Raw genomic sequence first — 24,774 nt, 5'->3', positions numbered from 1 at the left:
AGCCTTTTCAACGCTCTACCGCTGACCTAGCGTTCCCCATGTTCCCCGTCGCGTTCCCTAGGGGCGTTCAGGCCCCGTTCTTCGCGCTGCGATGGGCCTGCCTCAGCTCGGCCACCTTGCGCGATTTCCCGACCGCGCCGCGCGAGTAGCGCGCCGTTGTCGCAGCTTGTGAATGAGCAGCGGCAGCACGGGCGTGGTCAAGATCTGCCCCCGCGTCTTCCGCCTCGGTGATAGCCCCCGCCCGCGCGTCCATGTTCCAGACGTGGTCAGGGATGCCGGCTGCGCGCGCTACCACCCGCCACTCACGGGAGAAGGCGTCCTCGGCATAGGGCCTGCATGCCTTCTCATCGATGATGACAGGGCCGATGCGCCGTTCAGCCGGGATCAGCGCGGCAACCTGTTGGACATGCGGGCAGTGCCGCAGATCTTGAGCGGCAATGGCCCCTGTTTTCGAGGTGACCTTCCGCATCACCCCATCCAGGGGTAGGTCGGCCCAGGTCAGCCCGTTCACCCAGCGCCGGCCATGGAACTCAATCCCGCCGGGCTGCATCCCTGGTGCGACCGGCTCCCACTCGCCGATCACGTCTTTTTGCCGGAGAACCGTATCGAACTGGATGGCGGTGGCGAGCGCAAGCGACACACGGTTCATCTCGATGGCGTTCGCGATGAAGGTTCGGACGTGTTCGAGGTCGAGCGTGATCCGCCTTCTCGCTGCCTGAGGGAACCTGACCTCCCTGAGAATGGATTGGAGGCGGGCGCACCCTGGCAACTCGGCCGACACGCCGTAAGAGAACAGCTCCCGCAACTTCTTCATGATGCCCCAGGCGCGTCGCACTCGCTCCGGGCCACCATCCTGCTTCGGTCGCTTGGCCGCGGTGTACCAGCGCCAAAAATCTTCAAGCTTCAGAGCTGAGAGCGCGCGATCACCAAACGCCTTCTCGATGATTTTTAGGACGTGAAGATCCTTCTCTCGCGACGTGTGTTTCAACCTAAGGAATGGGCTTGCCTCATCGGTCTGATAACGGCGCGACAGGCTGCGTATCGTCCCGTCAAAACGATTTGGATCGCGCTTGCGACCGCAGGACCACTCTAGCATCTCTGCCTGGAACCGCTGGCATGCGGCCTCGATCAGGGCCCGGTGGCTCGTCTCATCGAGGCTGTACGGCAAGCGCACCGTCTCAGGTTCGTATCCAGCCTTCACCAGATCGGCGCGAGCACACCAGTAGAGGACGGGCGGCCCGTTTTTGCGTACCCGGCGCTTCAAGCCGGGAGCATTGAGATCAGAGGGCATCAAGGTTCTCCACACCGTCGGGCTGCATCGCCTCGACGTGGGCAAGACCGTATCGCTTCCGCCAGAAGGCATCGACGGCGGGCCAGAACCGCCCACCCATGATCGGGTCGATTGATGGGAGGCCGTCGCGCTCAAGAACAATCGCCTTTGCCGCCCATTCAGCCGGATCCTGGCTGAGCCGCCGAGCTATCTCCGTCTCGGACGGGAATAATCCCTGATCGCGAACGGCAGCGTGTGGTGTCCTGCGGCGAGCGGGCATGCGCTTGAGACCTGATCTGCGATGATCCCGACTGCCGCCCCGGTCAGAGACATCGACGGGGCCGAGGCGGCTTGCGTTAAGGGGGCCGGGCTCCCTTCAGGAAGTCCCCGTCGATTTCCTCAGGCTACGCCGTTGAGGCGCACCCGGACCGTGCCATCGCCGGAGGCCGCTGGAGCCGTGACGGCTCCGATAAGCGTGTTCCCCGTCGCGGTCGTGGTGACGTTTCCGTTCGTGCTGTTCCAGTACAGCCGGGCACCGAACGGCATGGCTTGTGCCGCCTTGGGCAGCGCGAAGACGCCAACCACGGAGCATTCCACGTCTTCACCTTCACCGGCATCATAGGCGGCAACACCAAACAGGCTGCCGGCCAGCACACCGTCGCCGGAGCTGACCCCACCTGCCGGAGCGGGGAAGGTCAGCACGTCACCGTTCTGGACGAAGTTTCGCATGGTCAAACTCCCTTCGAGGGTATCAGCCTGATTGTGCGGATAAGGGGCCTTGCCGTGCCCTCGACGGTTCCACAGGCGCGCTCCGCATCCTTCCACTCACGGTAGAGCAGGCCGCGATCGGCGGAGGCGTAGCGGACCTCTCGCTCGACGCCGTTTGCCGTGTAGCGCACGCTTGCGGTCGCTTGCCCCGAAACCAGCTCGTAGTAGGCATCGCGCAGCACGGAGGCTCGGGCGCAGGCGTTTGACCAGTCCACGGACATGAGATCATGCACCCGCGTTCCGGTACCAGCCGCGCCAATCGATCCAGCCGCCGCCGAAGTCGAGCCGCACGCGGAAGCGCACGCCGTCCACGTCGAAGCCGGCCTGAGTGACGATCTGCGGCCCTTCCTCGCCTTCGAGGTATGCATATTCGAGGGCCGGCATGACGGCCGGGTCGGCCGAGAGATACCAGCCGCCTGCGGGGAGGCGGGCCTCTACGATCACGACGAGCTTGCTGAAGGGGTTCGCGTTGGCGATGTCCGCCGCTGCGATCTCCGCCACCGCTTGCTGCGCGGCAGTCTCCTGCTCGGGCGCGACCACGAGGAAGACGGGGGCGACCCCGACGAGATCGCCTGCCTCGTTCCTCTGCCGCCGCATGGCGATGCGAGCGGCCGATAGCGTCTCCAGATTGATCGGTCCCGCTACCACAGCGAGGTTGCCGTGATCGGCATGGAACACGGGCTTACCGTCGCTCATGCTCGGGTTGGATGCGATCAAGCTGGCCAGGAAGTCGCTTTCGAAGTTGGCCGCAGCCACGCCGAGCATCCGAGGCACGTCGTTGAACGCTCCTAGGTTGTCGTTGACGATCGCCTGCCGGGTCAGCCCGAAGATCTTGCCGAAGGTGTCAACCTTGTAGCTCTCGGCCGCCTCGAACATCGTGCCGGACTTGAACTCGCCGTGCTCGTTGACCTTCTCCAGCTTCATCGAGCCGGTGAGGCCGATTGAATGGCGGGCACGGAAGTCGGGAGCTGTCACGCGGCGCGCCAAGGGGCGGATTGCGCTCGGCACCACGCGGTAGCTCTCGCGCAGCACACGGCCCACAGTATCGCCGAGAAGGTTCGGGAAGTCCGATGTCGTGTGAAGGGCCCGCTCGACGACAGAGGCTGGCGACAGACCCGTGGTGGAGACACCAGCAGCCCTGAGGCACTCTCGGGCCAGCTCATGGGTCGCGAGCCCGATGTAGGGGCGAGCCTGATCAGACGGCGCGTGGCTCGGCGTCATCCGCGCATACAGGGCTTCGCCCATCGCGCGCTGACGGACCTCGGGAGACAATGGGTCGTGCAGGACATGAGCCGCGGTTCGCACCCGGGACGCCTCAGCCGAGCGAGCCTGCATCGCGACTATGGCCGCCGTGCTTGCGGTCTCGACTGAAGCGCCGGCATCCACCTGCCTGTCGATCCAAGCCTGATCGAGGCCGGCGACGCGCCCGATGGAGCGGAGCTGAAGGTTGATCGCCGCACGAGCGTTCCCCTCCGCGGCGGTACCAGCGTCGTCCGCCGGCGTGTTGTCGGAAGTCGCCGATGCGGCCGAGTGCTGTTCCATGGTGCCTCTCATTCCGGCGAGCGGATCAGCGGGAATGGTGACCAGAGAAGCCTCCAGGGGCTCCCATGCGACGGCGATCCGCTCACGTCGCTTGGTCTCGGGGTGGATGCGCTCGCTCCAGCGTGTGACGCGGTAGCCGAGCGAGATGCCAAATACGGCTCCGTCGCCGATCTCGGCGGCAAGCCTCACGGCCTGAGGGTTGTGGCGCGAGAGGGTGACGCGGCCGCGCAACTCGCCGCCAATGACCCGAAGCTCCGTTACCGCGCCGATCTGACGATCCACACTGTCGCGCTGATGGCTGTCGATCAGCGGAATGCGGGACGGCAGGACGATGCCGCCGCCGATCGTCAGGACCTCGGCGAAGAGGCCGCGGGCATCCTGGCGGTCGACGGCAGCCCCGCTTGAGAGAACGGCCTCGAACGTGCGGGTCTCCGCATCCCAGGTCGTCGAGGCCGTAGGGGTTCGGGTTGGCGCTAGGCGCGTAAGGATGCCAGCTTCGGCCGTGCGGATCGCGATCGTCATGCCGCAGGCCTCCGAACCACGTTCGGCAGGGCCCCAGCCCCGAAGTCGAGACCGAGGGCGCGCGCGCGATCCCGATCCTCAGCAATCTCTCGGTCGATCACCTCAAGGTCGTACCCTCGCGCTGCGACCGCCTGCCGACGCGACATCAGGCCAGCATTGATGGCCGTGACCTCCGCTTGAACGTCATCGAGCGGATCGAGCCAGCCGAACCGGGGTGGCATCCAGCGTGCCGATAGATACAGCTCGGGATCGTCGAGGAAGGCGGGAGCATCGAGCCGCCCGCTCGCGATCTCAAGGAAGACGAACCGACGCCAGACGCGGCGGCAGAACTGGAACACGATCACGCTGTGCGAGATCGCCTCACAGCGGCGGCGGAACTCGACAAGGCCGATACGGGCGCTCGAATAGTTCACCTGGGAGAGGTCGCCGGTCAGCAGTTCGGCAGGCACGCCGAGCCCGACGGCAATTTCCCGCGCAGTGATGCGCAGGAAGTCGATAGCCTCCGCTCCCAACTCAGCCGGATCTGAGAAACGGACATCTTGCCCAGGGTCGAGCACCTTCATGGTGCCGGGCTCAAGGCCACCATCCAAGCCACCAAGCCCATCAGGTTCGCCCTCGCCGAATGCTTGCCTATCGGCATTGGGTTCGACCACGAAGCCGCACAGCATGGCCGCAATTTGCTGCCGGAGGAGTTGAGCGTCATGGGCTGTGTCGAGGCCGGCCAAGCGCAGGATGACCGGCGCGAACCATGACAGCCCTCGGACCTGGCCGGGCGTCTCGACGCGGAACAGATGAAGCATGTCCTCGGCCGGGATGCGCACCGCTCCGAAGGCATTCACGAGAGGCGAGAGCGGTAGCCCCGGCCGATCCCGGAGGACATGATAGGCGACGCGGCGGCCAGCACCGTCGAACTCGACGCCTGCAACTACACGCCAGTTGTTTCCCAGCTCGCGCGCGAGTTCCGGCGAGACCTGATCGGCATCGAGAAGCCGGACAGTCAGTCGGCCGGCTTCGTCCACAAGCATGGTGCCGAAGCCCTCGCCGTCGGTCACCATGCGGCGCGCCGCAACGTCCTGAAGACCGTAGAAGTCGAGCAAGCCATCTTCGTCCGCATTGTCGGTCCAACGGTCCCAAGCGGCATTGATCGCCTGCCTTACGGATGGGTCGGGATGCGCGCTTTGCGGCTTGATGCCGTCGCCGATGAGATTTGCGGCCCAAGCCGTGACGCCAGAAGCGGCAAGCGCATTGTTGGCTGCGAGGCCGCGAGCAACTGAAGCGAGGCGACCACGTGATGCCAGGATCGCCGGGTTCAGTGCCGGCATCGGTGTCACCTGCCGCCCGCGTCGGCCAGTGGCCACGCCCTCGAAGCGGCGCAAGGTCAGACCCTGCGCAGCCGTTGGGAGCGCGGTCACTGGTCTCAAGATCTGCCTTAATGCATCAAACATAGGGCTACTTGTGCGCCTCTATTTCCTTGATACGCGTAGCTAGTTCGCGGCGCACCTCTTTGAGGGACACAACAAGATACACCGGAGCGTGGATGGCTCTTTGGCCAGAAACATTGATGTTGATATATTTTTCTTCTGTCAGAATGTATCTGACTTCGGAAGAAGTACCAGGACCTCCGACTATAATGTATAATTCCTCAGGCTTTTTGCCTGAGAGATTTTCCCGACCTTCGTCGTGGATCTGAGCCCATAGTTGATGATGCCAAATTTGGTCGGCGCTTGCTATCTCTCTAGCTAGGCTGACTTCTAATCCTGCATCGATGAGCAACTTCGCAAGTCGAAATGCGCAGACATCTGCGAAGGTGAATGCCGACCAAGACCAGCGCTTAGCATCCCGCTCGCTGGCAACCGACGGACCTTCTTCCAACTCTGCGGCACCGGTGCCCTTGAGCAAGCCGGCCTTCAAATGATTGCGGAGCCCTTCCGCTCCATTCCAGCCTGCGAGAACGGCGGCTAGGCCGGTACGAAATCGCATTTCTGAGAGGTGCACGGTGGTAGCCCCAGAACGGTTTCAACAAAACCGATCCTCTCACTTCAAAATCGGTTTCGTCAAGACCAATGTGCGCCGTCGCTCAGCGGCCATCTAGGAAGGCTGAGCGGATCACACGGGGCCGGGTCGTTGGCGCTTGTATCGAACTGACGAGGCCGCCATTCGCGTCCCTCGTTGCCTGACGACGAGCTTCACGGTCGAGATCGAGGCCGAACGCCTTCAGTCCGTGCAGGGCGGCCAGTGCGTAAACCCGGCAATCAAACGCTTCATGCCTGTCATGACCGCTCTTCACCCACTCGATGCGACCGACGCCCCTTGTGTAGCGGCGGATGGGACGCTTGCTCGTCAACATCCCGAAGAAGTCGAAGTCGCGCCCGGCAGGGAAATGGCAGAACCCAGGTCCGGCCTGCTCGATCCCGAACCGCGCGAATGCGATCTCGCGGCCCGCATCGACGCCGATGACGTACAGCGGAGGCCGCCCAGGCTTCGGCCGTGAGGGGCGACGGGGCCAGAGCGGCAGGCCGCGCAGAGAGCTGCCCTTGATCGCCCAGACCCGACCGGTGGGCCGGCTGTGGCGGGGTGTAGCGAAGTCATACACGGATTTGGTGAATGCGCCGGTGTCCAGGCAGGCCGCGAGTACAGGATGGCCGCTGTAGCTCGACTGGAGCGCTTGATCGAGCCGCCGCCAGACCTCGTCTTCAGCCGGGTTGCCCGGCAGGGTTAGGTAGGCAAGCGACCAGCTCTCCTCCCCAGGACCCCAGCCGACAACCTCCAGCTCCAATCGGTCCTGCTGAACGTCGATACCAGCGGTTACGGCGACGACTTCGGGTGGACCGCTGTCAGGCCACCGCTCGCATCGCGCCAGTAGCGCAGCCGGCGTCACGCCTTGCGCGGCACGATCCTCCCAGGGCTCTCCGAGCTTCAGGTTCACCCAAGCCTGGAGGCGACTGGGATCGTTCTTCACGAGCCCATGCTCGATGGCGATCTCCGCCCAGGTCTCGAAGGGCGAGTACAATGCCGACAGGTGGAAGCCGATGGAGCGGCCGTCGCCCGCTGTGGTGGCACGCCAGTGCCCTTCGGCCAGCATCCTCGGCTTGTCCGCTTCGCCAACTGCCTCGAAGCACTCGGAGCACTGGTAGAAGGCTCGATCGCGTCGCGTATCAGGCCACCGGACGTTCTCCCACGCCAGCGCTTGGAAGCCGCCGCAGTGCGGGCATGGGACAAAGTAGCGCCGCTGATCCGTCTCCTGATACGCCTTCTCGATCCGTGACACGCCAGCAATGGTCGGCGTCGAGACGAGGAAGACCTTCCGGCGACCGCGGAAGGTCACCGTGCGCTGGATGGCCAGAGCAACGGGATCGCCTTCGCCATCAGCATCGAGCGGGAAGCCGTCCACCTCATCGAGGAAGAGGTAGCGGGCCGGCGTCGAGCGCAAGCCAACGGCGGAGTTCGCGCCAACGAAGGCCCATTGCCCGCCGGGGAAGCTCTTGAGCTGCGCGGTGTTGCCGGGATCCCGGGAGCGCTGCCTCACCACGCGAGCGGCAAGCGAGGGAGTGGCCTCGATCAGAGGATCGATGCGCACCCGCACGTTGCGCCGGACGCTCTCCGTCGTCGGCATGACGTACAGCCCCAACCCGGGAGCAACATCGATCGTCGAGCCGAGCCAGTTCAAGCCGACCTCAGTGCCGCCGACCTGGGAGCCCTTCATGAACACGACCCGTTCCGCCGAGGAGCCCGGCGACAGCGCGTCCATGATCTCCCGCAGGTAGGGTGTGCGGTCGGTCCGCCAGGGTCCGGGCTCGGCCGAGGTCGAGGGCAGCATACGGCAGGTGTCAGCCCATTCGCTCACGGTTGTCTGCGGCGGCACGTCGAGAGCCGCGAGCATGGCTCGGAGAGCCGCCGCACGATCCTTCAGCATCTCACCCATGATCGAGCCTCGGGGGAGGCAGCCGCGCAAACTCGGCGAGTTGATCGCGCACGGCCTTGTCCAGGCTCGCGAACACAGCCGTGGGTTCGCCCCCGGCAGCGCACAGCACCGGCACGGTCCGCGCAATCCAGCCGAGCCAAGCGTCCCGGTGAAGGGTTCCGAACTCCTGCAACGCCTTCAGCGTTTCGTCCCGGCTGATCAGCTCGCCCCTCTTGCGAGCGAGATCGAGATCCAGAAGCTCGTTCTCCCGATCGAGCTTGCGTGCGCGCTGATCCGCGACCTTCCCAGCCGCATGGTGCACCTGACCACGCCGTGAGGCAGCGGCGCGCCGAGCAGGGTCGAGGCGGCAAGCCATCCAGGCGTCGCCCTCGACAGGATCGATGCGACCCGTGGCCAATACCGGTAATCCCTCGCCGATCAGCTCCGTAACACGGGATTTCGCGACGCCATGTCGGGTCGCGAAGGCTGTCTTTGTGAGGCCCTGTTCAGGCATGGCGAACCTCAAACGCTGGCCAGATCCCGGGCGCAGCGCCCCCCGCACCGTGACGAGAGCGGGAAGGACCCTGGAAATCTGAATGGCGAGGGATGCTCATCGCTGACTGCCTCCTGGGTTGACTTGTTAACCGAAATCACTGCGCGCGAGGGTTGGCTCAGCTCCCTCACTGATATGATGAGTTGGGCACGTGATGGGCCGGCACCCCGAAGTTTGGCCGAACACCGCGTCAGACGAAATAGTACGGTTGAAGATATAAGTATATATCATGGAGTGACATCTAAGTGATTACCGAATACATCTTGTATGCGTCTGAAGCTATTGAGCGCAACGATAAGATAATTGTTGCTCTTGGAACGGTCGTGATAGCTGCTTTTACAGTTATACTCGGCATCGCAACATTCTTTCTTTGGAGAGCGACGGCGGATCTCGTCCGCGGCGCGGATGCGTCCTCTCGGAGGCAATTGAGAGCATATGTCGGCAAGGAACGCACCTTTATTTTAAATCTTAGAGATAACTCCGTTATCCACGTCGAGATCATATGTAAGAATTACGGTCAAACTCCTGCATTAAATTTCAACACTCATCTCTATCTTCTCGTTGAGAATACGCCTTTTACTGCGGACAGGGCTGATTTGTTTTTCGAAGAAATTAAGCCCGACATGGCGCTGATGCCAGGGGCATCAAATCATACCATTTGTTCTGTTGATGCAACATTAGTACCAAACCTATGTAATGACATTCGGTCAAGTAGAAAATGTATCGTTCTAATAGGGACAATTGTCTATCAGGATGTCTTTGGGACCGACCATGTTGCGCGCGTGAAGATGCTTGCCACCGGAGAGCGTGCGTTTGGCAGCAGCCCATTCATTTACCTTGAAGGAGATAATAGTGAGACTTGAGGCTCTGATACTCCTGACGCAAGATGAAGAGCCACAAGGTATTGCCAACGGCTTGGGTCTGCAGCTTACAGGAACCCACGAGAGCCGCCCGGACAGCCCGGACATTGGCGGCTCCCCCCTATAGGGGGGAGGCCGGCCGGACATGTCCGGCCTGTCCGGTAGGGATGGCTGGCTGACTTGGAGCCGGACATGATCACTTGTCCGGCCCTGTCCGGTCTTCTCGAACGGGCTCAACGAACTGGCCATACCAGTCCCTCATGGACGCCGATCATCCCCCTGCGCTGTAGGCTTTGAGCAGCGCGCTTGAACGCCTTCTGTTTCGCGTCCTGCTTGCCGCTCGCGGTTATGTCCTTGGCGTAGCAGAGTTTTCGCCAATCATCTTCTGACACGACTTTGACGCGAGCCGGGATGACCGTGCTGGCTGGAGGGTCGCGGCCAACATCGGCCACCGCTTCATGGAGGAGGCGATGAGCGAGCGTGTCCGCGTCGCTCAATCGGACAATCTGTTTTGTCCGGCCGTTGTCCGGCGGATCCGCAGGTATGGCAATAGGCGCGGTAGTATCCTGGCCGGACACAGGATCATGTCCGACGATTTCCGTCTCGACTGAGAACGCGAGCGAGACGGCCTCCCCATCGTTGACCTTGTCCACCTGGAGTGTGTGAAGGCCGGCTGGAGCCTTTGCGACGCGGATCGTTGTGTCTGCCGCGCCGAGTAGCGCTCCGTGGCCTCGCATCCGGTGTGGCGCATCGTGAGGCGTGTGATCCACGATCGCGACATGAGCACCAGTTTGGTCTTGAATGAGGGAGACGTGATCGACGTAGCGGGCCATGTCGCGCGCTGAGTTCTCGTCGCCGCCTCCCATAGTACGGGCTTTGGTGTCGATGATGATCAGCGCGACAGCATAGCCCGTGGTCAGCTCATATTCGGCAGCAATCCTAGCTATCTCTTCGGCATCATCCTTCGCGGTGCTGAAGTCGAAGCGGCCGGGCACAATGCCAAACGGCAAGCCGGACAAGCCATGGCGCTTCCGCCAAGCGGCGACCCGTCGTTTCACCAAGCCGGGACGCTCAGCCGCGACGTAGAGGACAGCTCCACGCCGGGTAAGGCGATCGTGCCAGGGCAAACCGGCCGCGACGTGCAGGCCGGCATCCATGATCGCCAGAGACTTGCCCTCGCCCGGTGCTCCGAACCAGACAGAGAGCTCGCCTACGCCGATGAGCCCGGCGATGGTCCATTCCTTACGGATCTCCGTCTCCACGTCATCGAAGGCAATGACGCTATAGCGCGACTGAGACGGCGCTCGCCGCAACATCTCGGCGGGCTCCAGGGAGCCCCGGGCGTGCTCCACGACATCGTAGGTATCGGGATCGAGCATCAGACGCGCCCTCCCGTGCAGTCGTTGAGATCGGCACCTAACTGTCGAGGCTGGATGAGGCGGACCTCCCGGCCCTCCGCCGCCCAGCGGTCCGCCGCCGCACGTGCGGCGGTCTCGCCTGCGGGGTCGCGGTCTACCGCGATCCACAGCACGTCTACGCCGGCCAGCACAGGGGCCGAGTATAATCCCGAGGTCCCCAGAAGGGCCCAGGCGGGCGTTTGGCCAAACTCGGGGGCCAGGGCCATGGCAAGGGCGTTCTCGACCCCCTCGGCCACGCCGAGCGCGAAGGTGACCTCCTCATCCGCCGTCAGCTTCACAGCACCGCCGGCCATAGTTCCGAGCACTCGTTTGGGATCGCCGTAGGACAGGCTCTTGTGCCCGTCAGCGGTCAGCGCTGTCCGTTGGATGCCGATCGGCTCATCGCCCCTAAGGGATCGGACCAGGGCGACCATGCATGGCGCGCGCACGCCCGGGCCGAATGGACACCGTGGATGGTAGCGCAGCACGCCAACACCATCATTGGGCAGCATGAGGCCGCGATTGCGGAGGTACAGCTCGACAGGTGTGCCGCCTGGGTCGATTGCTTCCTGCCATATGGCCAGGGCTCGGCCGACGCTGTCCGTCTTTGCTACCGCAACCCCTTCGGGCACGGGCAGGCGATCCGTGCCGCCGATCCCCAGCCGCTCCTTCACGTAATCACGCACGGCCGTGAAATCGTCGCCCGAGAACGAGTTGACGATGAAGCCGGCGGGGTTCTGCCGAGAGAGGCTGAGCGAGGCTGATCGGTCGGCGGTGCTGCGATGCCAGGGCGGTCGGAAGGTGAGGCTATTCGTGCCACTCACCGTCGCGTGCGGGATGCGGGCAGCGATGTCCCGAATGTCCAGAGGACGGCTCATTGCCAATCTCCCATCCGCGCATTCAAGCGCATGGGGAGATCCGGGTCGCCGAGCTTCATCCACGTGGACCGGAAGGCCGACTTATGGCATCCCTGAGAGCGAAGTTCTGACCGAGCCGGTTCTGACTTCTTCGCGCCGTTCCGGGCTCCAACCCCCGGGACGGCGTTTCCATTTTTCACACTCACGACAGCTTCCCTTCGTCGCTGTGCGACGAGGAACGAAGGTGAGCTAAATCATTGGCTTATCAGCGCTTCCCAAGCTGAATGTCGTCGGTTCGATCCCGATCGCCCGCTCCAATCATTGCCTTTGACATGCTGCAGTTTCTCGATCCGTGCGCGGCCGAGTTGTTCCTCGCCGCTCCCCGTGTTGCCGAGACTGATCGATTCGACCGACACCCGTTCGGCAGGTTCACCGCTGCGCATTGAGTGCCGACTTCGCGTCGGCAAACTTGTGGACGATAGGGCAAACGGAACCGGATCGGTTTTCCCAGACGAGCTGGCCGGCGCTGCTCGAGGCTGCCACCCGGATCGCCGACACCTTCATGCCGCCGGCGCTCTCGCCCGAGGCGGCGAACCTGCGGACCTGCGTGCAATTCAGGAATGATGATACTCAGCCGACGCTGCCGGCTGACGCCTTTGAGCCCGTATCCGAACCGCTGCGGCAGCAATCGATCCTGCCTGTCCTGGCCGAGTGGATCGATCGGGCATTCGAGCCGCTGCCGGCGAAGGACGGCTCGGGGTCGCAAGGAGCGGTTCAGCCGCAGCGCTGAACGAGAGATATGTAAGATGCGCTTCGGCGGACGTCATGACTGACATGAGATCTGCCGAAGTCGTGCTTCATCGGAACCGAGGTCGCCGTCGCAGCACACAGTGTCGATCGGTGACATCAGGCGGTGTGGACCGCCGCGATAGCCTCGATCTCGATCATCGCCGCAGGATCGTAGAGCGCCTTTACCTCCGCAATCGTGTCGGCTGGGTAGGGTTCGGAGTAGAACCGTCGCCGCAACGCGACCACTTCCTCGAAGTGGCTCATGTCGGTGACGAAGATCGTCACCTTGATGACATTCTTCAGGCTCGATCCACCGGCCTCCAGTGCGCGGCGTAGGTTGGCGAAGGCCTGTTCGCCCTGTGCTCGGAAGCCGCCCTCGACGATCCTGCCATCGTCGGCGGCGCCGGCCTGGCCAGAGATGAAGAGCAGGCTGCCGTAGCGGATGCCCTGCGATAGCAGAAAGGGCGCATAGTTGTCCGGTTCGGTGACCACACGTTCCAACATCGTCCATCTCCTGCTGCTGCTGCGTTGTGGTTGCGTGCCGTGCTGGAAATCTCCGCGGTCCGGCGACGGCACACGCATGCGCCGATCCGCGAAAGCGTGTGTCAGGCAGCCAGCTCGCTCGGCTTGATGTTGGCGATGGGCCCGAGGATGGCGGGGTCGAACGCGGTCACCTCCTGGTTGGCTCGGACGCGGTTCGGGAAGTCCGGGTTTGCGAGTGCGGCCTTGCCGAGCGCCACGACGTCGGCCCCCGCGGCCATGACATCCTGCGCCCGCGCCGCATCCTGAACGCCGCCATTGGCGATCAGCGTGACATGCGGTGCGTAGCGGCGAGCCAGGGCGACGAGGCTGTCGCGACCGCCGTCGAAGGCAGGCTCCCACACCTTGTGCGCGGTGACGTGGATGTAGCTGGCCCCAGCCTCGGCGAGCGTGCCGAAGATGGCCTCGGCGTCCGCATCGCGGCGCGCCCACTTGTGGCCGAAGTCGTTGACCTTGCCCTGCGAGATGCGCACGCCGACCGGCACGCCGGCCCCGACCCTTGTCCGCACGGCCTCGAACACGGCGCGCACGAGCGTGGTGCGCCGGCGGGTGTCGCCACCCCACCGGTCATTGCGCAGGTTGGCGTAGTCGGTCAGGAACTGGTCGATGAGGTAACCGTTTGCGCCGTGGATCTCGACGCCGTCGAACCCGGCCGCGACCGCCCGCGCCGCCGATGCGGCAAAGCCCTCGACGGCGTCCGCGATCTGCTCCTCGGTCAGGGCCGCAGGCATCGGGTAGACGCCCCTGCCGTAGTAGAACTCCATCTGCTGGCCCTTGGGCTGCACGGCCGAAGGTCCGACGGTGGTATCGCGAAAACGGTTGCCCTGGCTGATCGCGCCCGCATGCATGAGCTGCGCGAAGACGTGCGCGCCATGGCGATGCACGGCGTCCACCGCCGGCCGCCAGGCCCGCGCCTGGGCCTCGTCGGAGATGCCGGGCTGATGGATGTAGCCCTGGGCGAACGCCTGGTCCGTGTAGACGCCCTCGGTGACCACGAGCCCGAAGCCGCCGCGGGCGAACCGCTCGTAGTAGCGGGCCATCGTCTCCGTGGCCGTGCCATCCTCGGAGGCGCTCACCCGCGTCATCGGCGCGACCGCCAAGCGGTTGCGAAGCGTCAAGCCGGCTATATCGGTGGCGGTGAAAAGCCCGTTTGCGTCCGTGCTCATGAGCGGCGTCCGATCTGCTATCGTTGCTCGTCTGATGGCAAGGTAGCCGCCGGATCTGCCGTTCAGTAGCGGAGCTGGACGATAAGGATTTTATCGCTCACTGATAAGCCGATGAACCTCTCCGATGTGACCCTGTTCGGCGCCATCATCACGACCGGCAGCCTTTCTGCCGCCGGGCGTCAGGCGGGACTGTCTCCGATGGCGGTCAGCCGGCGCTTGGCGGCCCTGGAACATGAGCTTGGTGTGCGTCTGATCCACCGGACCACGCGTTCCGTCGCCCTGACGGCGGACGGCGAGACGTTCCTGCCGCTCGCGCAGACGATGCTGGAGGCGCAGGAGGCTGCAGCGGCAGCCTTCTCCGAACAGCAAGAGGGCTTGAGCGGGGTCCTGCGCGTGACCGCGCCCCACCGCATCGGCAGGGCCCTCGTCGTGCCCCTGGTTGTCAGGATGATGGCCGAGAATCCGCGCCTCCATGTGGACCTGACCTTCTCGGACGGAATCGTGGACATCGTGGCCGCCGGAATCGACGTGGCGGTCAGGGTGGCGACCCTGCAAGCCTCCGAACTTGTCGCCGTGCAGGTGGCGGACAACCCGCGCATCCTGTGTGCGGCGCCGGCGTACCTCGCCGCGCACGGGTGCCCTGAGCGTCTCGCCGACCTCGACGCACACGCCTGCCTGACGCTGCACGCGATGGAGGCGTGGACGTTCCGGCAAGCCGGGCACCCAGTCGCCAAGCGCATCAAGGGCAGACTGGCCGCCAGCAGCGTCGACACGGTGCACGCCGCCTGCGTCGCCGGGGCCGGGCTCGCGCTCCTGAACTACTGGGACGTGGCGCAGGATCTGGCCGACGGGATCCTCAAAAGCCTCACCCTCGACGATGCGGAGCCGGAGCAACTGGCCATTTGGGCCATGCTGCCGACCCGGCAACACATGCCGATGCGCGTGCGTCGGTTCATTGACGGGCTCAAGTCCGCGTTGAGAGCGTCTCTTCCTGCCCAGGCGCGATAGGCCATATCGTCCGCAGTCAGCCACAGTCCGGACGGTCATTTCGCGACAAGCGGAACACCGCATTCCTGAGGGTCTCGATCGAGCGTCGGGGGATCCGCTGCTCTCGCCGCGCTGCCTGACGCTGCGACGGGATCGATCCCGCGCGGATTGCGTCCAGCTCGTCACCGAATCTGCATGCCCGTGCCGTAGAGAGCAGCTGGTTCTTTCCTGAGACCGGAACCTCACCTTGCGACGCATCCTGACCGGATGCGTCGCTTTTTGCTTTCGGCGGCATCGTTCGTTCCAGATCAGCGTCGAAGCCGTTCCAGATCAGACTATTGCCGGCAAAAATACGCCACCGAGCCTCTTCCTAATCGCTGCCACGCACCTACACCATGCCTTGAGTACGTAGTACGACTTGAAATTTTGCCGAGATATCCTCAGCCCCGAGTCGCGAGTGCTTCTCGTTTCATCCCGGCGTCACACGGGCTCGTTAACGAATTGGCAATATCTTCTCCGAGCCGGGAAAATCCGGAGCGGGATTCGTGCCCCTCAACGACCGGGCGGCCTCGACCGGGCTGGCGGACTCGCGTCCCTCGCCGGGCGATGCTGCGCGCCAACCTACCGGATCCTCGATGAACACGACGCCCTTCGTCCTCGCCGGCGGCGACTTCCGGCAGGACTGGTCCGACGCCGGGCTGATCACCGGCAATGACGACTGGGCCAACGTCCCCGGCATCATCGGCTACCTCGGGCAGGACATCACCGCGGACACGGGCACCGATCCCCGGACGCTGACGGGAAGCTCATCCCTCGCCAACGACGTCGACGTGATCGCCAATCAGGCGAGCACGGGCATCAGCAACGGCGGCGTCGCCGAGTTCGCGATCACGAACCCGACCGTGGCGCTCCAGGGATCGGGCACCGCGGACGCGCCGCACCTCGTGCTCCACCTCGACGCGACGGGCCGCAAGGACGTGGTGCTCAGCTTCACGGCGCGGGACATAGACGGCACGGCGGACAACGCCGTTCAGCCGATCGCGGTGCAATACCGCATCGGCAGCGGGCCCTGGACGAACCTTCCGGACGGGTTCATCGCAGATGCAAGCACCGGCCCGAGCCTCACCGGGCTGGAGACGACGCGCCGGGTCACGCTGCCGGATGCGGTGAACGGCCAGGCCGGCCTCCAGGTCCGCATCATCACGGCCAACGCGGCCGGCAACGACGAGTGGATCGGCATCGACGACATCGCGGTCACCAGCTCCGCGGCCGGTCCTGCCCTGCCGAGCCTCTCGATCGCCGACGCCCGCCTCACCGAAGGGAACGCCGGCACGCAGCAGCTCGCCTTCACGGTGAACCTCAGTGCGGCCGCCCCGGCGGGCGGCGTCGCCATTGACGTCGCGACCGCAGACGGCACCGCCACGGCCGGCACCGACTACGCGGCCCGGACGGAGCGGCTCACCATCGCCGAGGGCCAGAGCAGCGCGCGCTTCACGGTGGCGGTGACCGGCGACACGGCGCCGGAGGCGGACGAGACCGTCCTGGTGCGCCTCTCCAACCCGAGCGGCGCCACGATCGCGGACGGCGAGGCCAACGGCACCATCGCGAACGACGATTCCGGCCTCTCGGTCGGCGGTATCGACGTCTACGCCGCCGCGCCCTCGCTACAGGGCCAGCAGGGTGCGACCCCGACCGCCGCGCCGGACGCCACGGACACCCTGCGCCTCGTCCGCCTCGGGGCCTACCTGACGACCGACGATACGGCCACGGCGCGTCGCGCCAACGCCGAGGTCGTCGCCTACGACCGGACCACCGGCAGCCTCTACGTCCAGAACACCGTGGAGAACCGCATCGAGATCGTGGGCCTGTCGGCCTCCGGCGCGCTGGCGCGCAGCGGCGAGATCCTGCTGTCCGGCCTGCCGGGCTACGGCTCGGTCAACTCCGTGGCGGTGCGCAACGGCCTCGTCGCGGTCGCCTACGCGGACGCCGCGGGCTCCGCGAACGGCCGCGTCGTCCTATTCGATGCGGGCGGCACCCTCCTGAAGACGATCGAGGTGGGCGTCGGCCCGGACCAGCTCGTCTTCACCCGGGACGGGACGCGCCTGCTCGTGGCCAACGAGGCCGAGCAGGCGACCCTCGCCAGCAACCCGGCCGGCAGCGTCTCGATCATCGACGTGTCGACGGGCGCGGCGAATGCGGCCGTCACCGCGACGGTCGGCTTCTCGAACCTCAACGGCAGCGAAGCCCTGCTCCGCGCCCGCGGCCTCGCGGTGACCCCCGGCAACGCGGCCGCCGCCGACATCGAGCCCGAGTACATCGCCATCTCGCCCGACGACCGGTTCGCCTACGTGACCCTTCAGGAGGTCAACGGCGTCGCGATCATCGACCTCGCCAATCCCGGCAGCGCCCCGATCGCGATCCAGCCCCTCGGCGCCGTCAACCACGCCCTCGCGGGCAACGAGTTCGACGCCTCCGATCAGGACGGCACGGGCGGCACGCCCGCGGTCCGCATCGCCGCGGCACCGGCCGAGACCCCGATCCTCGGCCTCCTGCAGCCGGACGCCGTCGCCTCCTTCTCGGCCGGGGGCGCCACCTACTTCATCACCGCCAACGAGGGCGACCAGCGCGTCATCGGCGGGGAGGACGTCGGCGCCGACGCCGGGCGGCTCGGCAGCGTGCCGGACGCCTCGCTCACGCCCGCCCTGCAGGCCCTGAAGCGGAACCCGGCCTATGCCCGCCTCAACGTTCTCCTGCGCAGCGGCGACACCGACGGCGACGGCGTGATCGACCAGCTCAACACACTGGGCGGGCGCGGCATCTCGATCTTCCGCCAGAACGCCGACGGGTCGGTCACCAAGGTCCGCGAGACGGGCGGCGAATTCGAGAAGATCCTCGCGCAGGTCGCGCCCGCGCGGTTCAACAACGACTCCGTGCTGGCGAACAAGCCGGACGACCGCTCGGACAACAAGGGGCCCGAGCCGGAGGGCGTCGCCGTCGGAACGGTCAACGGCCGCACCTACGCGTTCGTCGCCCTCGAGCGGCAGAGCGGCGTCCTCGTCTACGACGTCACCGAGCCGGAGAACGCGCGCTACGTCTCCTACGTGCCGCCGCTGCTGAACCCGGCGACCAGCGCGAGCCAGCCCGATCTCGGCCCGGAGGTCGTCACCTTCATCGCCGCCGCCGACAACCCGACGGGCGCGGACCTCGTCGTCACGGCGAACGAGGCGTCCACCAACGCGGTGGGCACCGGCATCACCCTCTACGCCGCCCTGGCCCAGGCCACCTCGCAGACCGTTCGCTTCGCTGACGATTCCCTCAGCGTCAGCCGCAGCGAGGGCAACGCCGGCACGACCGCCTACGCCTTCACGGTCGAGCGCAGCGGCGGCCTCCTCGGCGACGTCTCCGTCACGGGCACGATCGCCCTCGACGGGGCCACCGCCGACGATTTTGCGGGCGGGACCCTGCCGACCTTCTCGGGCACGATCCCGGCCGGGCAATCCTCCGCCATCATCACCGTGACCGTCGCGGGCGACGCGGTGCCGGAGGCGGACGAGCGCTTCCGCATCACCCTCGCGTCGGCCGTCAACACCCGCGCGGCCGAGGGCATCACCGCCGCCGTCGCGGCGACGAAGGCCCAGGCGCTCGGCACCATCACGAACGACGACGGAACCCCCGTGACCCTGATCTCGGCGGTGCAGGGCTCCGGCGCCGCGAGCCCGCTCGTCGGGCGGACCGTGACGGTCGAGGCGATCGTCACCGGCGACTTCCAGAACGGCGACGCCGACACCGGCCGGAACCTCGGCGGCTTCTACCTGCAGGAGGAAGCCGCCGACCGCGACGCCGACGCGGCCACCTCCGAGGGGGTGTTCGTCTACGAGGGATCGGGGAGCCTCAGAACGGACGTCGCGATCGGCGACCGGGTGCGGGTGACCGGCACGGTCGCCGAGTTCAACGGCGCAACGCAGCTCACCGCGAGTACCGTGCAGGTCGTGGCGGCGGGCGCCGAGGCGAACGTGGCGCGCGACTTCACGGTGAGCGCCACCCTGCCGGGCGACCTCGAAGCCTACGAGGGCATGCTCGTCCGACTGCCCCAGACGCTCGTCATCTCCGAGCAGTTCAACCTCGACCGCTTCAACGAGATCCGCCTCTACGCACCGGAGGGCGACGGGCTCGCGGGCAGCGTCGCCGAGGCGGCGGATGGCCGGCCCTACACCTTCACGCAGGCGAACCAGCCGAGCACCGCGGGCAACGCCGCGTACGCGGCCGCGCTCGCGAGCCGCTCCATCGTCTACGACGATGGGCTGAACACCCAGAACAACCCGATCGACCTCCTCGACGGCTTCCGGAGCTACGGCACCGCGAGCGCTCCGCAGATGGGCGACAGCATCACCGGCCTCACCGGCGTGCTCGACTACTATGCCGGCAGCTTCCGCGTGCGCTCGGCGCAGGACGGCTCGGCGACCGTCACCGACACCAATCCGCGCGAGGCCGCCCCCGAGGCGGTCGGCGGACGGCTGCGGGTCGGCAGCCTCAACGTGCTGAACTATTTCGCGACGCTGAACGCCGGCAGCAACCGGACGGAGAACGGCCAGACGCCGCGCGGGGCGAACAGCGAGCTGGAGTTCCAGCGCCAGACGGACAAGCTCGTCACCGCCATCAGCGGCCTCGACGCCGACGTGCTGAGCCTCGTGGAGCTTGAGAACGACTTCCTCGACGACGTGCCGACCGACGCCAACCGGGACGGCAACGCCCTCGAATACCTCGTGGAGCAGCTGAACGCCCGCGGCGGCGGCACCTACGCCTACGTCTACCCGGGCTCGGAGACCGTCGGGGGCGACGCGATCGAGGTCGGCTTCCTCTATCGCAGCGACCGGGTGCGGATCGCCGCGGGGACGCAGGTCGCCGTCAACGCGAGCAGCGCCTTCCGGCGCCCGCCCGTCGCCGCGACCTTCGAGGAGATTGCCACCGGCGAGCGCTTCACGGCGGTCGCCAACCACTTCAAGTCGAAGGGCGCGGACGGGGCCGCCGGCGCCGATCTAGACCAGGGCGACGGCCAGGGCGCCTTCAATACCGAGCGCACCGCCGCGGCGGGCGTGCTCGCGGACTGGCTCGCGACGAACCCGACCGGCAGCACCGATCCCGACGTGCTCCTGCTCGGCGACTTCAACTCCTACTACCGGGAAGACCCGATCCGCGCGCTGCGGGAGCGGGGCTACGCGCCGACCTTCCCGGGCACCAGCTACTCCTACACCTTCGACGGCCAGATCGGCACGCTGGACTACGCGCTCGCGAGCGCCAGCCTCGGCCGCCAGATCACCGGCACGACCGACTGGCACATCAACGCGGACGAGGCCGACGCCCTCGACTACAACCTCGACTTCAATCGCGATCCCGGCGACTTCGACGCGACGAGCCCCGTGCGGGTCTCGGACCACGATCCCGTCCTCGTCGGCCTCGCCCTCGACAGCCGTGCGCCGAGTCTGGTCTCGGCGCGGCCCGCCGACGACGCGACCGGGGTCGGCGTCGGCGCGGTGTTCGAGCTCACCTTCGACGAGGAGATCCGGGCGGGCCTCGGAACGATCGTGCTCGACGACCGGGCGGGCGACCGCCGCACCATCGCGCTCGACGATGCCGGGCAGGTCCGCTTCGACGGCCGCACCCTGACGATCGACCCGAGCGGCGACCTCCTGGCCGGGCGCAGCTACGCGCTGGCGCTCGCTGCCGGCACCGTCACCGATCGGGCCGGCAACGCCTTCGCGGGCCTCGCGCTCGACGTGACGACCGCCGCAGCGAGCGGCGGCGACACCGGATCGGGCGGTGGCGGGACCGCGCCCGGCGGCGGCACGGCGCCGGTCCTCACCCCGAACGCGGGCGGCGGCACCACCATCAGCCTGTCGGAGGCGGGCCAGCTCGATGCGCGCTTCGGCAGCGCCGGGATCGACCTCGTGGTGTTCTCCGGCGGCGGCGAGCTCGCCCTGCCGGCCAGCATCGAGAACGCCACCCTCACGGGCAGCGCCGACAGCGGCGTGACCGGCAACGGCCTCGCCAACGCGGTCACGGGCAACGGCGGGCGCAACCGCCTCGCCGGCGGGGCCGGGAACGATACGGTGGCGGGCGGCGACGGCGACGACACCGCCTTCGGCAACCAGGACGCCGACCTGCTATTCGGCAACCGCGGCGCCGACAGCCTCTACGGCGGCCAGGGCGCCGACACGCTGTTCGGCGGCCAGGGTAACGACCTGACCTCCGGCGACCTCGGCGACGACGTCCTCTCGGGCGACCGCGGGGACGACGTCCTCTCCGGCGACCTCGGGGCCGATCGCTACGTGTTCGGCGCGCAGTCCGGCCGCGACGTGATCCTCGGCTTCGACCTCGCGCAGGGCGACCGGCTCGACCTGCAGGGGCAGAGCTACACGGCCGCGCTGGTGAACGGTGCCACCGTGCTGACCCTCTCGGGCGGCGGCACAGTGGAGCTGCGCGGCGTGAACCTCGACCGGGTGCCGGCGGCGCTGGCGTGAGGTCGGGGCTGCCGGGTTCCTGAAAACCCCGAGGTGAAAGCGGTCAGAAGCTGAATTTCACATCCCTGTCGCAGAACACACATAGCAACCGTGTTGCTGGTTCGTGTCTGCGCACGAAAAAACCCGATCGTCCGCGCGGCTCCATCGAGCCTCAGCTTCGCGCGGACCGAGCACACCTTTCCCGAATGGCCGAGCGACCGGCCGGAGACAGGCGTCGATGCCCTACACCCTCCAGATCCTGCACGCCTCCGACTGGGAAGGCGGGCTCCTCGCCACGCGGCGCGCGGCGAACTTCGCCGCCATCGTCGACCGCCTGGAGGATTCGACGCCGAACTCCATCACCCTGTCGACCGGAGACGGCTGGATCCCGAGCCCGTTCTTCATCGCGGGCGGCGATCCGCAGATGGCCGCGACCTACAACGGCGTCTACAACCAGGCCTACGGGCTCACCTCGGCCAACGGATACCGGGCGCTGACCGCCTCCGCGGGCCGGGCCGACATCACCATCCAGAACCTGATCGGCGTCCAGGCCGCGGTGTTTGGCAACCACGAGTTCGACGCCGGCCCGACCGAGGTCAACAACATCATCGGCAGCAGCCTCGGCACCGCGGCCAGCCCCGCCGACGACACCTGGGTCGGCGCGCAGTTTCCCTATCTCTCGGTCAACCTGAACTTCTCCCGCGAGTCAGCGCTTTCGGGCCGCGTCGGCGCGGACGGGCAGGCTGCGACCTTCGCACAGACGGGCCCGACCGCGACGGAGACCGGCACGGGCTCCGACAAGATCGCCCGTTCGACCGTCCTCACCGAGAACGGCGAGCGCATCCTTTTCGTCGGCGCCACCACCCAGCTCGAGGCGCAGCTGACCTCGCTTGGCAACGTGAGCCTCGACGGCGTCGCGGGCCGCGACGACATGCGGGCGCTCGCCGACCAGATCAACGCCGAGGTGGCGCGCCAGCTCGCCGCCAACCCGGACATCAACAAGGTCATCGTCGGAACGCACCTGCAGCAGCTCTCGAACGAGCAGGCTCTGGCGCCCCTCCTGCGCGGCGTCGACGTGCTGATCGGCGGCGGCTCGCACACCCTGCTCGCGGACGGAAACGACCGGCTCCTGCCGGGCGACACCTCCGGCGGCGCCTACCCGCAATTCTTCACCAACGCCTCCGGCCAGCCGATCGCGCTGGTCAACACGGCCTCCGAGTACTCCTACGTCGGCCGGCTCACCGTCACCTTCGACGACCAGGGCAACATCGTCCCGGCCTCGATCACGCCGGACACCAGCGGCGCGGTGGCGGTGGACGACACCACCGTCGCGCAGCTCTACGGCTCGACTGCGGCGGCCTTCACGCCCGGCTCGCGCGGCTACCTCGTTCGCGAGGTGATCGAGGGTCTCGACGCCAACAACGATGGGGTGCAGGAGACCGCCGGCATCGCCGACATCATCCGGCAGCAGGACGGCAACATACTGGGCCGCACCAGCACCTACCTCGAGGGCCGCCGGGGCGAGGTCCGCACCGAGGAGACCAACCTCGGCGACCTCTCCGGCGACGCGGCGCTCTGGTACGCGCAGCGCTACGACGCGAGCGTCACCGTGGCCCTACGCAACGGCGGCGGCATCCGTGACTCGATCGGCTCGTTCTCGACCGCCGGCGGCGGCACCGCGGAGCTGCCCCCGGCGGCCAACCCCGAGGCCGGCAAGCTGGCCGGCGACATCTCGCAGCTCGACGTGCAGAACGCGCTGCGCTTCAACAACAACCTCTCGCTGGTCACGGTGACGGCGCAGGAGCTGGAGCGGATCCTGGAGCACGGCGTGGCCGCGGCGGCGCCCGGCGCGACGCCGGGCCAGTTCCCGCAGGTCTCCGGGATCAGCTTCTCGTTCGACGCGACCCGCCAGGCGCAGGTCCTCAACGGGACCACCGGCGCCGTGACCACCGAGGGCCAGCGCATCCGTTCGGCGGCGATCACCGACGCCGCGGGCGGCGTGGTGGACGTGCTGGTTCGGGACGGGCAGCTCGTCGGCGACCCGAACCGCGCGATCCGGGTCGCGACCCTCGACTTCCTGGCGACCGCCTCCTCCACCGCCCCGGCGCTCGGCGGCGACAGCTACCCGTTCCCCGCCTACGGCGAGAATCGGGTGAACCTGCGCGAGGCGACCCCCGTCAACCTGCCGAACGTGCAGACCTTCGCGGCGCAGGGCTCCGAGCAGGACGCCCTGGCCGAATACCTCGAGGCCTTCTACGCGACGACGCCCTACGGCGTCGCCGACACCGCGCCCGCCGGCGACACCCGCATCCAGAACCTCGCCCTGCGAGCCGACAGCGTGCTCTCCGCCGGGCAGACCGGCACGGCGGGGCCGGATGCCCTCACGGGCACCGCCACCGCGGACCTGATCCTCGGCGTCGGGGGCAACGATACGCTGACGGGGCTCGCGGGCGACGACCGGCTCTTCGGCAACCAGGGCGCCGACGTGCTGTTCGGCAACCAGGGCGCCGACAACCTCTACGGCGGCCAGGACGCCGACACGCTCTGGGGCGGCCAGGGCAACGACACCCTGTCGGGCGACCTTGGCAGCGACCTCCTCAACGCCAACCTCGGCGACGACCTCGCCTACGGGAGCCGCGGTGCCGACACGCTGTTCGGCGGCCAGGGGGCCGACACGCTGTTCGGCGGCCAGGGCGACGACCTCCTCTCGGGCGACCTCGGCGACGACGTGCTCTGGGGCGACCTCGGCAACGACACCCTGCAGGGCGGCGCGGGCGCCGACCGCTACGCGTTCGGCCCGGGCTCCGGCACCGACCTCGTGCTCGGGTTCAGCCAAGCCGAGGGCGACCGCATCGACCTGCGCGGCCAGACCTACGCGGTGGTGACCCGCGCCGACGGCGCGGCGCAGCTCAACCTGTCCGGCGGCGGCCAGGTCATCCTGGCGGGCGTCGCGCCGGGCGCGGTCGGACAGAGCTACTTCGCCTGAGGACTCAGCCGGAACACGCTGGCGCGGCCGCGCCATGGCCGGCGGCCCGGTGGAGCTGGACCGGAACCTTCCCCTGTGGCGCATCCCCTAAAGGATGCGTCGCTTCTTGCATCCTCACGCCGCGAGAGACTCAAGGCCC

17 protein-coding genes are annotated in these 24,774 nt (G+C 67.0%); 5 read left to right on the top strand and 12 right to left on the bottom strand.

Annotated elements, in window-relative coordinates:
* Nucleotides 1–67 precede the first annotated feature (67 nt).
* The 8 genes from ACLBXP_RS09655 to ACLBXP_RS09620 form a co-directional block, all read right to left on the bottom strand.
* The gene (locus ACLBXP_RS09655) at nt 68–1,291 is read right to left on the bottom strand and encodes an integrase (protein ID WP_447667418.1); all 1,224 of its coding nucleotides are present in this window, start codon (nt 1,289–1,291) and stop codon (nt 68–70) included.
* Nucleotides 1,292–1,669: 378 nt separating this feature from the next.
* The gene (locus tag ACLBXP_RS09650) at nt 1,670–1,999 is read right to left on the bottom strand and encodes a DUF2190 family protein (protein WP_447667417.1); all 330 of its coding nucleotides are present in this window, start codon (nt 1,997–1,999) and stop codon (nt 1,670–1,672) included.
* 2 nt (nt 2,000–2,001) lie between these two features.
* Nucleotides 2,002–2,220 (bottom strand): hypothetical protein, encoded by a 219-nt coding sequence (locus ACLBXP_RS09645; RefSeq protein WP_447667416.1) that lies wholly within the window; start codon nt 2,218–2,220, stop codon nt 2,002–2,004.
* A gap of 43 nt (nt 2,221–2,263) precedes the next feature.
* Nucleotides 2,264–4,102 carry a prohead protease/major capsid protein fusion protein gene (locus ACLBXP_RS09640; RefSeq protein ID WP_447667415.1) on the bottom strand — a complete coding sequence of 613 codons (1,839 nt, stop codon included), beginning with the start codon at nt 4,100–4,102 and terminating at the stop codon, nt 2,264–2,266.
* Nucleotides 4,099–5,547 carry a phage portal protein gene (locus ACLBXP_RS09635; protein ID WP_447667414.1) on the bottom strand — a complete coding sequence of 483 codons (1,449 nt, stop codon included), beginning with the start codon at nt 5,545–5,547 and terminating at the stop codon, nt 4,099–4,101. Before ACLBXP_RS09635 ends, ACLBXP_RS09640 begins: the two co-directional genes overlap by 4 nt.
* Nucleotides 5,548–5,551: 4 nt before the next feature.
* Nucleotides 5,552–6,001 carry a hypothetical protein gene (locus ACLBXP_RS09630; RefSeq protein WP_447667413.1) on the bottom strand — a complete coding sequence of 150 codons (450 nt, stop codon included), beginning with the start codon at nt 5,999–6,001 and terminating at the stop codon, nt 5,552–5,554.
* A gap of 178 nt (nt 6,002–6,179) precedes the next feature.
* Nucleotides 6,180–8,024 (bottom strand): phage terminase large subunit family protein, encoded by a 1,845-nt coding sequence (locus tag ACLBXP_RS09625; protein ID WP_447667412.1) that lies wholly within the window; start codon nt 8,022–8,024, stop codon nt 6,180–6,182.
* A complete protein-coding gene (locus tag ACLBXP_RS09620) occupies nt 8,017–8,517 on the bottom strand; it encodes a hypothetical protein (RefSeq protein ID WP_447667411.1) in 501 nt (166 codons plus the stop codon). The genes ACLBXP_RS09625 and ACLBXP_RS09620 overlap by 8 nt, the downstream gene beginning before the upstream one ends.
* Nucleotides 8,518–8,801: 284 nt before the next feature.
* On the opposite strand from ACLBXP_RS09620, the gene ACLBXP_RS09615 reads away from it, so the two are divergent.
* Nucleotides 8,802–9,419, top strand: a complete 618-nt coding sequence (locus ACLBXP_RS09615) for a hypothetical protein (RefSeq protein ID WP_447667410.1) — start codon at nt 8,802–8,804, stop codon at nt 9,417–9,419.
* 230 nt (nt 9,420–9,649) lie between these two features.
* Here ACLBXP_RS09615 and ACLBXP_RS09610 read toward each other — a convergent pair whose 3' ends face one another.
* Together ACLBXP_RS09610 and ACLBXP_RS09605 are read right to left on the bottom strand one after the other, a co-directional pair.
* A complete protein-coding gene (locus ACLBXP_RS09610) occupies nt 9,650–10,795 on the bottom strand; it encodes an AAA family ATPase (protein ID WP_447667409.1) in 1,146 nt (381 codons plus the stop codon).
* Entirely contained in the window at nt 10,795–11,691 is an 897-nt protein-coding gene (locus ACLBXP_RS09605; RefSeq protein WP_447667408.1) for a DUF7146 domain-containing protein, read from the bottom strand. Before ACLBXP_RS09605 ends, ACLBXP_RS09610 begins: the two co-directional genes overlap by 1 nt.
* 421 nt (nt 11,692–12,112) lie before the next feature.
* Here ACLBXP_RS09605 and ACLBXP_RS09600 point away from each other — a divergent pair, with 421 nt between their 5' ends.
* Nucleotides 12,113–12,460, top strand: coding sequence for a hypothetical protein (locus ACLBXP_RS09600; RefSeq protein ID WP_447667407.1), 348 nt, complete (start codon nt 12,113–12,115; stop codon nt 12,458–12,460).
* Between the two features lie 116 nt (nt 12,461–12,576).
* Here ACLBXP_RS09600 and ACLBXP_RS09595 read toward each other — a convergent pair whose 3' ends face one another.
* Complete coding sequence (locus tag ACLBXP_RS09595) at nt 12,577–12,963, bottom strand: RidA family protein (protein ID WP_447667435.1); 387 nt, start codon at nt 12,961–12,963, stop codon at nt 12,577–12,579.
* A 101-nt stretch (nt 12,964–13,064) separates the two neighbouring features.
* Nucleotides 13,065–14,165, bottom strand: coding sequence for an oxidoreductase (locus ACLBXP_RS09590; protein WP_447667406.1), 1,101 nt, complete (start codon nt 14,163–14,165; stop codon nt 13,065–13,067).
* A gap of 111 nt (nt 14,166–14,276) precedes the next feature.
* Between ACLBXP_RS09590 and ACLBXP_RS09585 the strand changes: the two genes are divergently transcribed.
* The 3 genes from ACLBXP_RS09585 to ACLBXP_RS09575 all read left to right on the top strand — a co-directional run bounded on the left by ACLBXP_RS09585 (nt 14,277) and on the right by ACLBXP_RS09575 (nt 24,635).
* Nucleotides 14,277–15,173: a LysR family transcriptional regulator gene (locus ACLBXP_RS09585; protein ID WP_447667405.1), complete on the top strand. Its 897-nt coding sequence runs from the start codon at nt 14,277–14,279 to the stop codon at nt 15,171–15,173.
* 614 nt (nt 15,174–15,787) lie between these two features.
* Nucleotides 15,788–21,670 carry an ExeM/NucH family extracellular endonuclease gene (locus ACLBXP_RS09580; protein WP_447667404.1) on the top strand — a complete coding sequence of 1,961 codons (5,883 nt, stop codon included), beginning with the start codon at nt 15,788–15,790 and terminating at the stop codon, nt 21,668–21,670.
* Nucleotides 21,671–21,887: 217 nt separating this feature from the next.
* Complete coding sequence (locus tag ACLBXP_RS09575) at nt 21,888–24,635, top strand: 5'-nucleotidase C-terminal domain-containing protein (RefSeq protein ID WP_447667403.1); 2,748 nt, start codon at nt 21,888–21,890, stop codon at nt 24,633–24,635.
* Nucleotides 24,636–24,774: the final 139 nt, after the last annotated feature.

It is taken from the genome of Methylobacterium sp. A54F (assembly GCF_053346035.1).
Note: the sequence above shows the minus strand (reverse complement) of the source record. Positions and strands in the feature narration are given on the sequence as shown.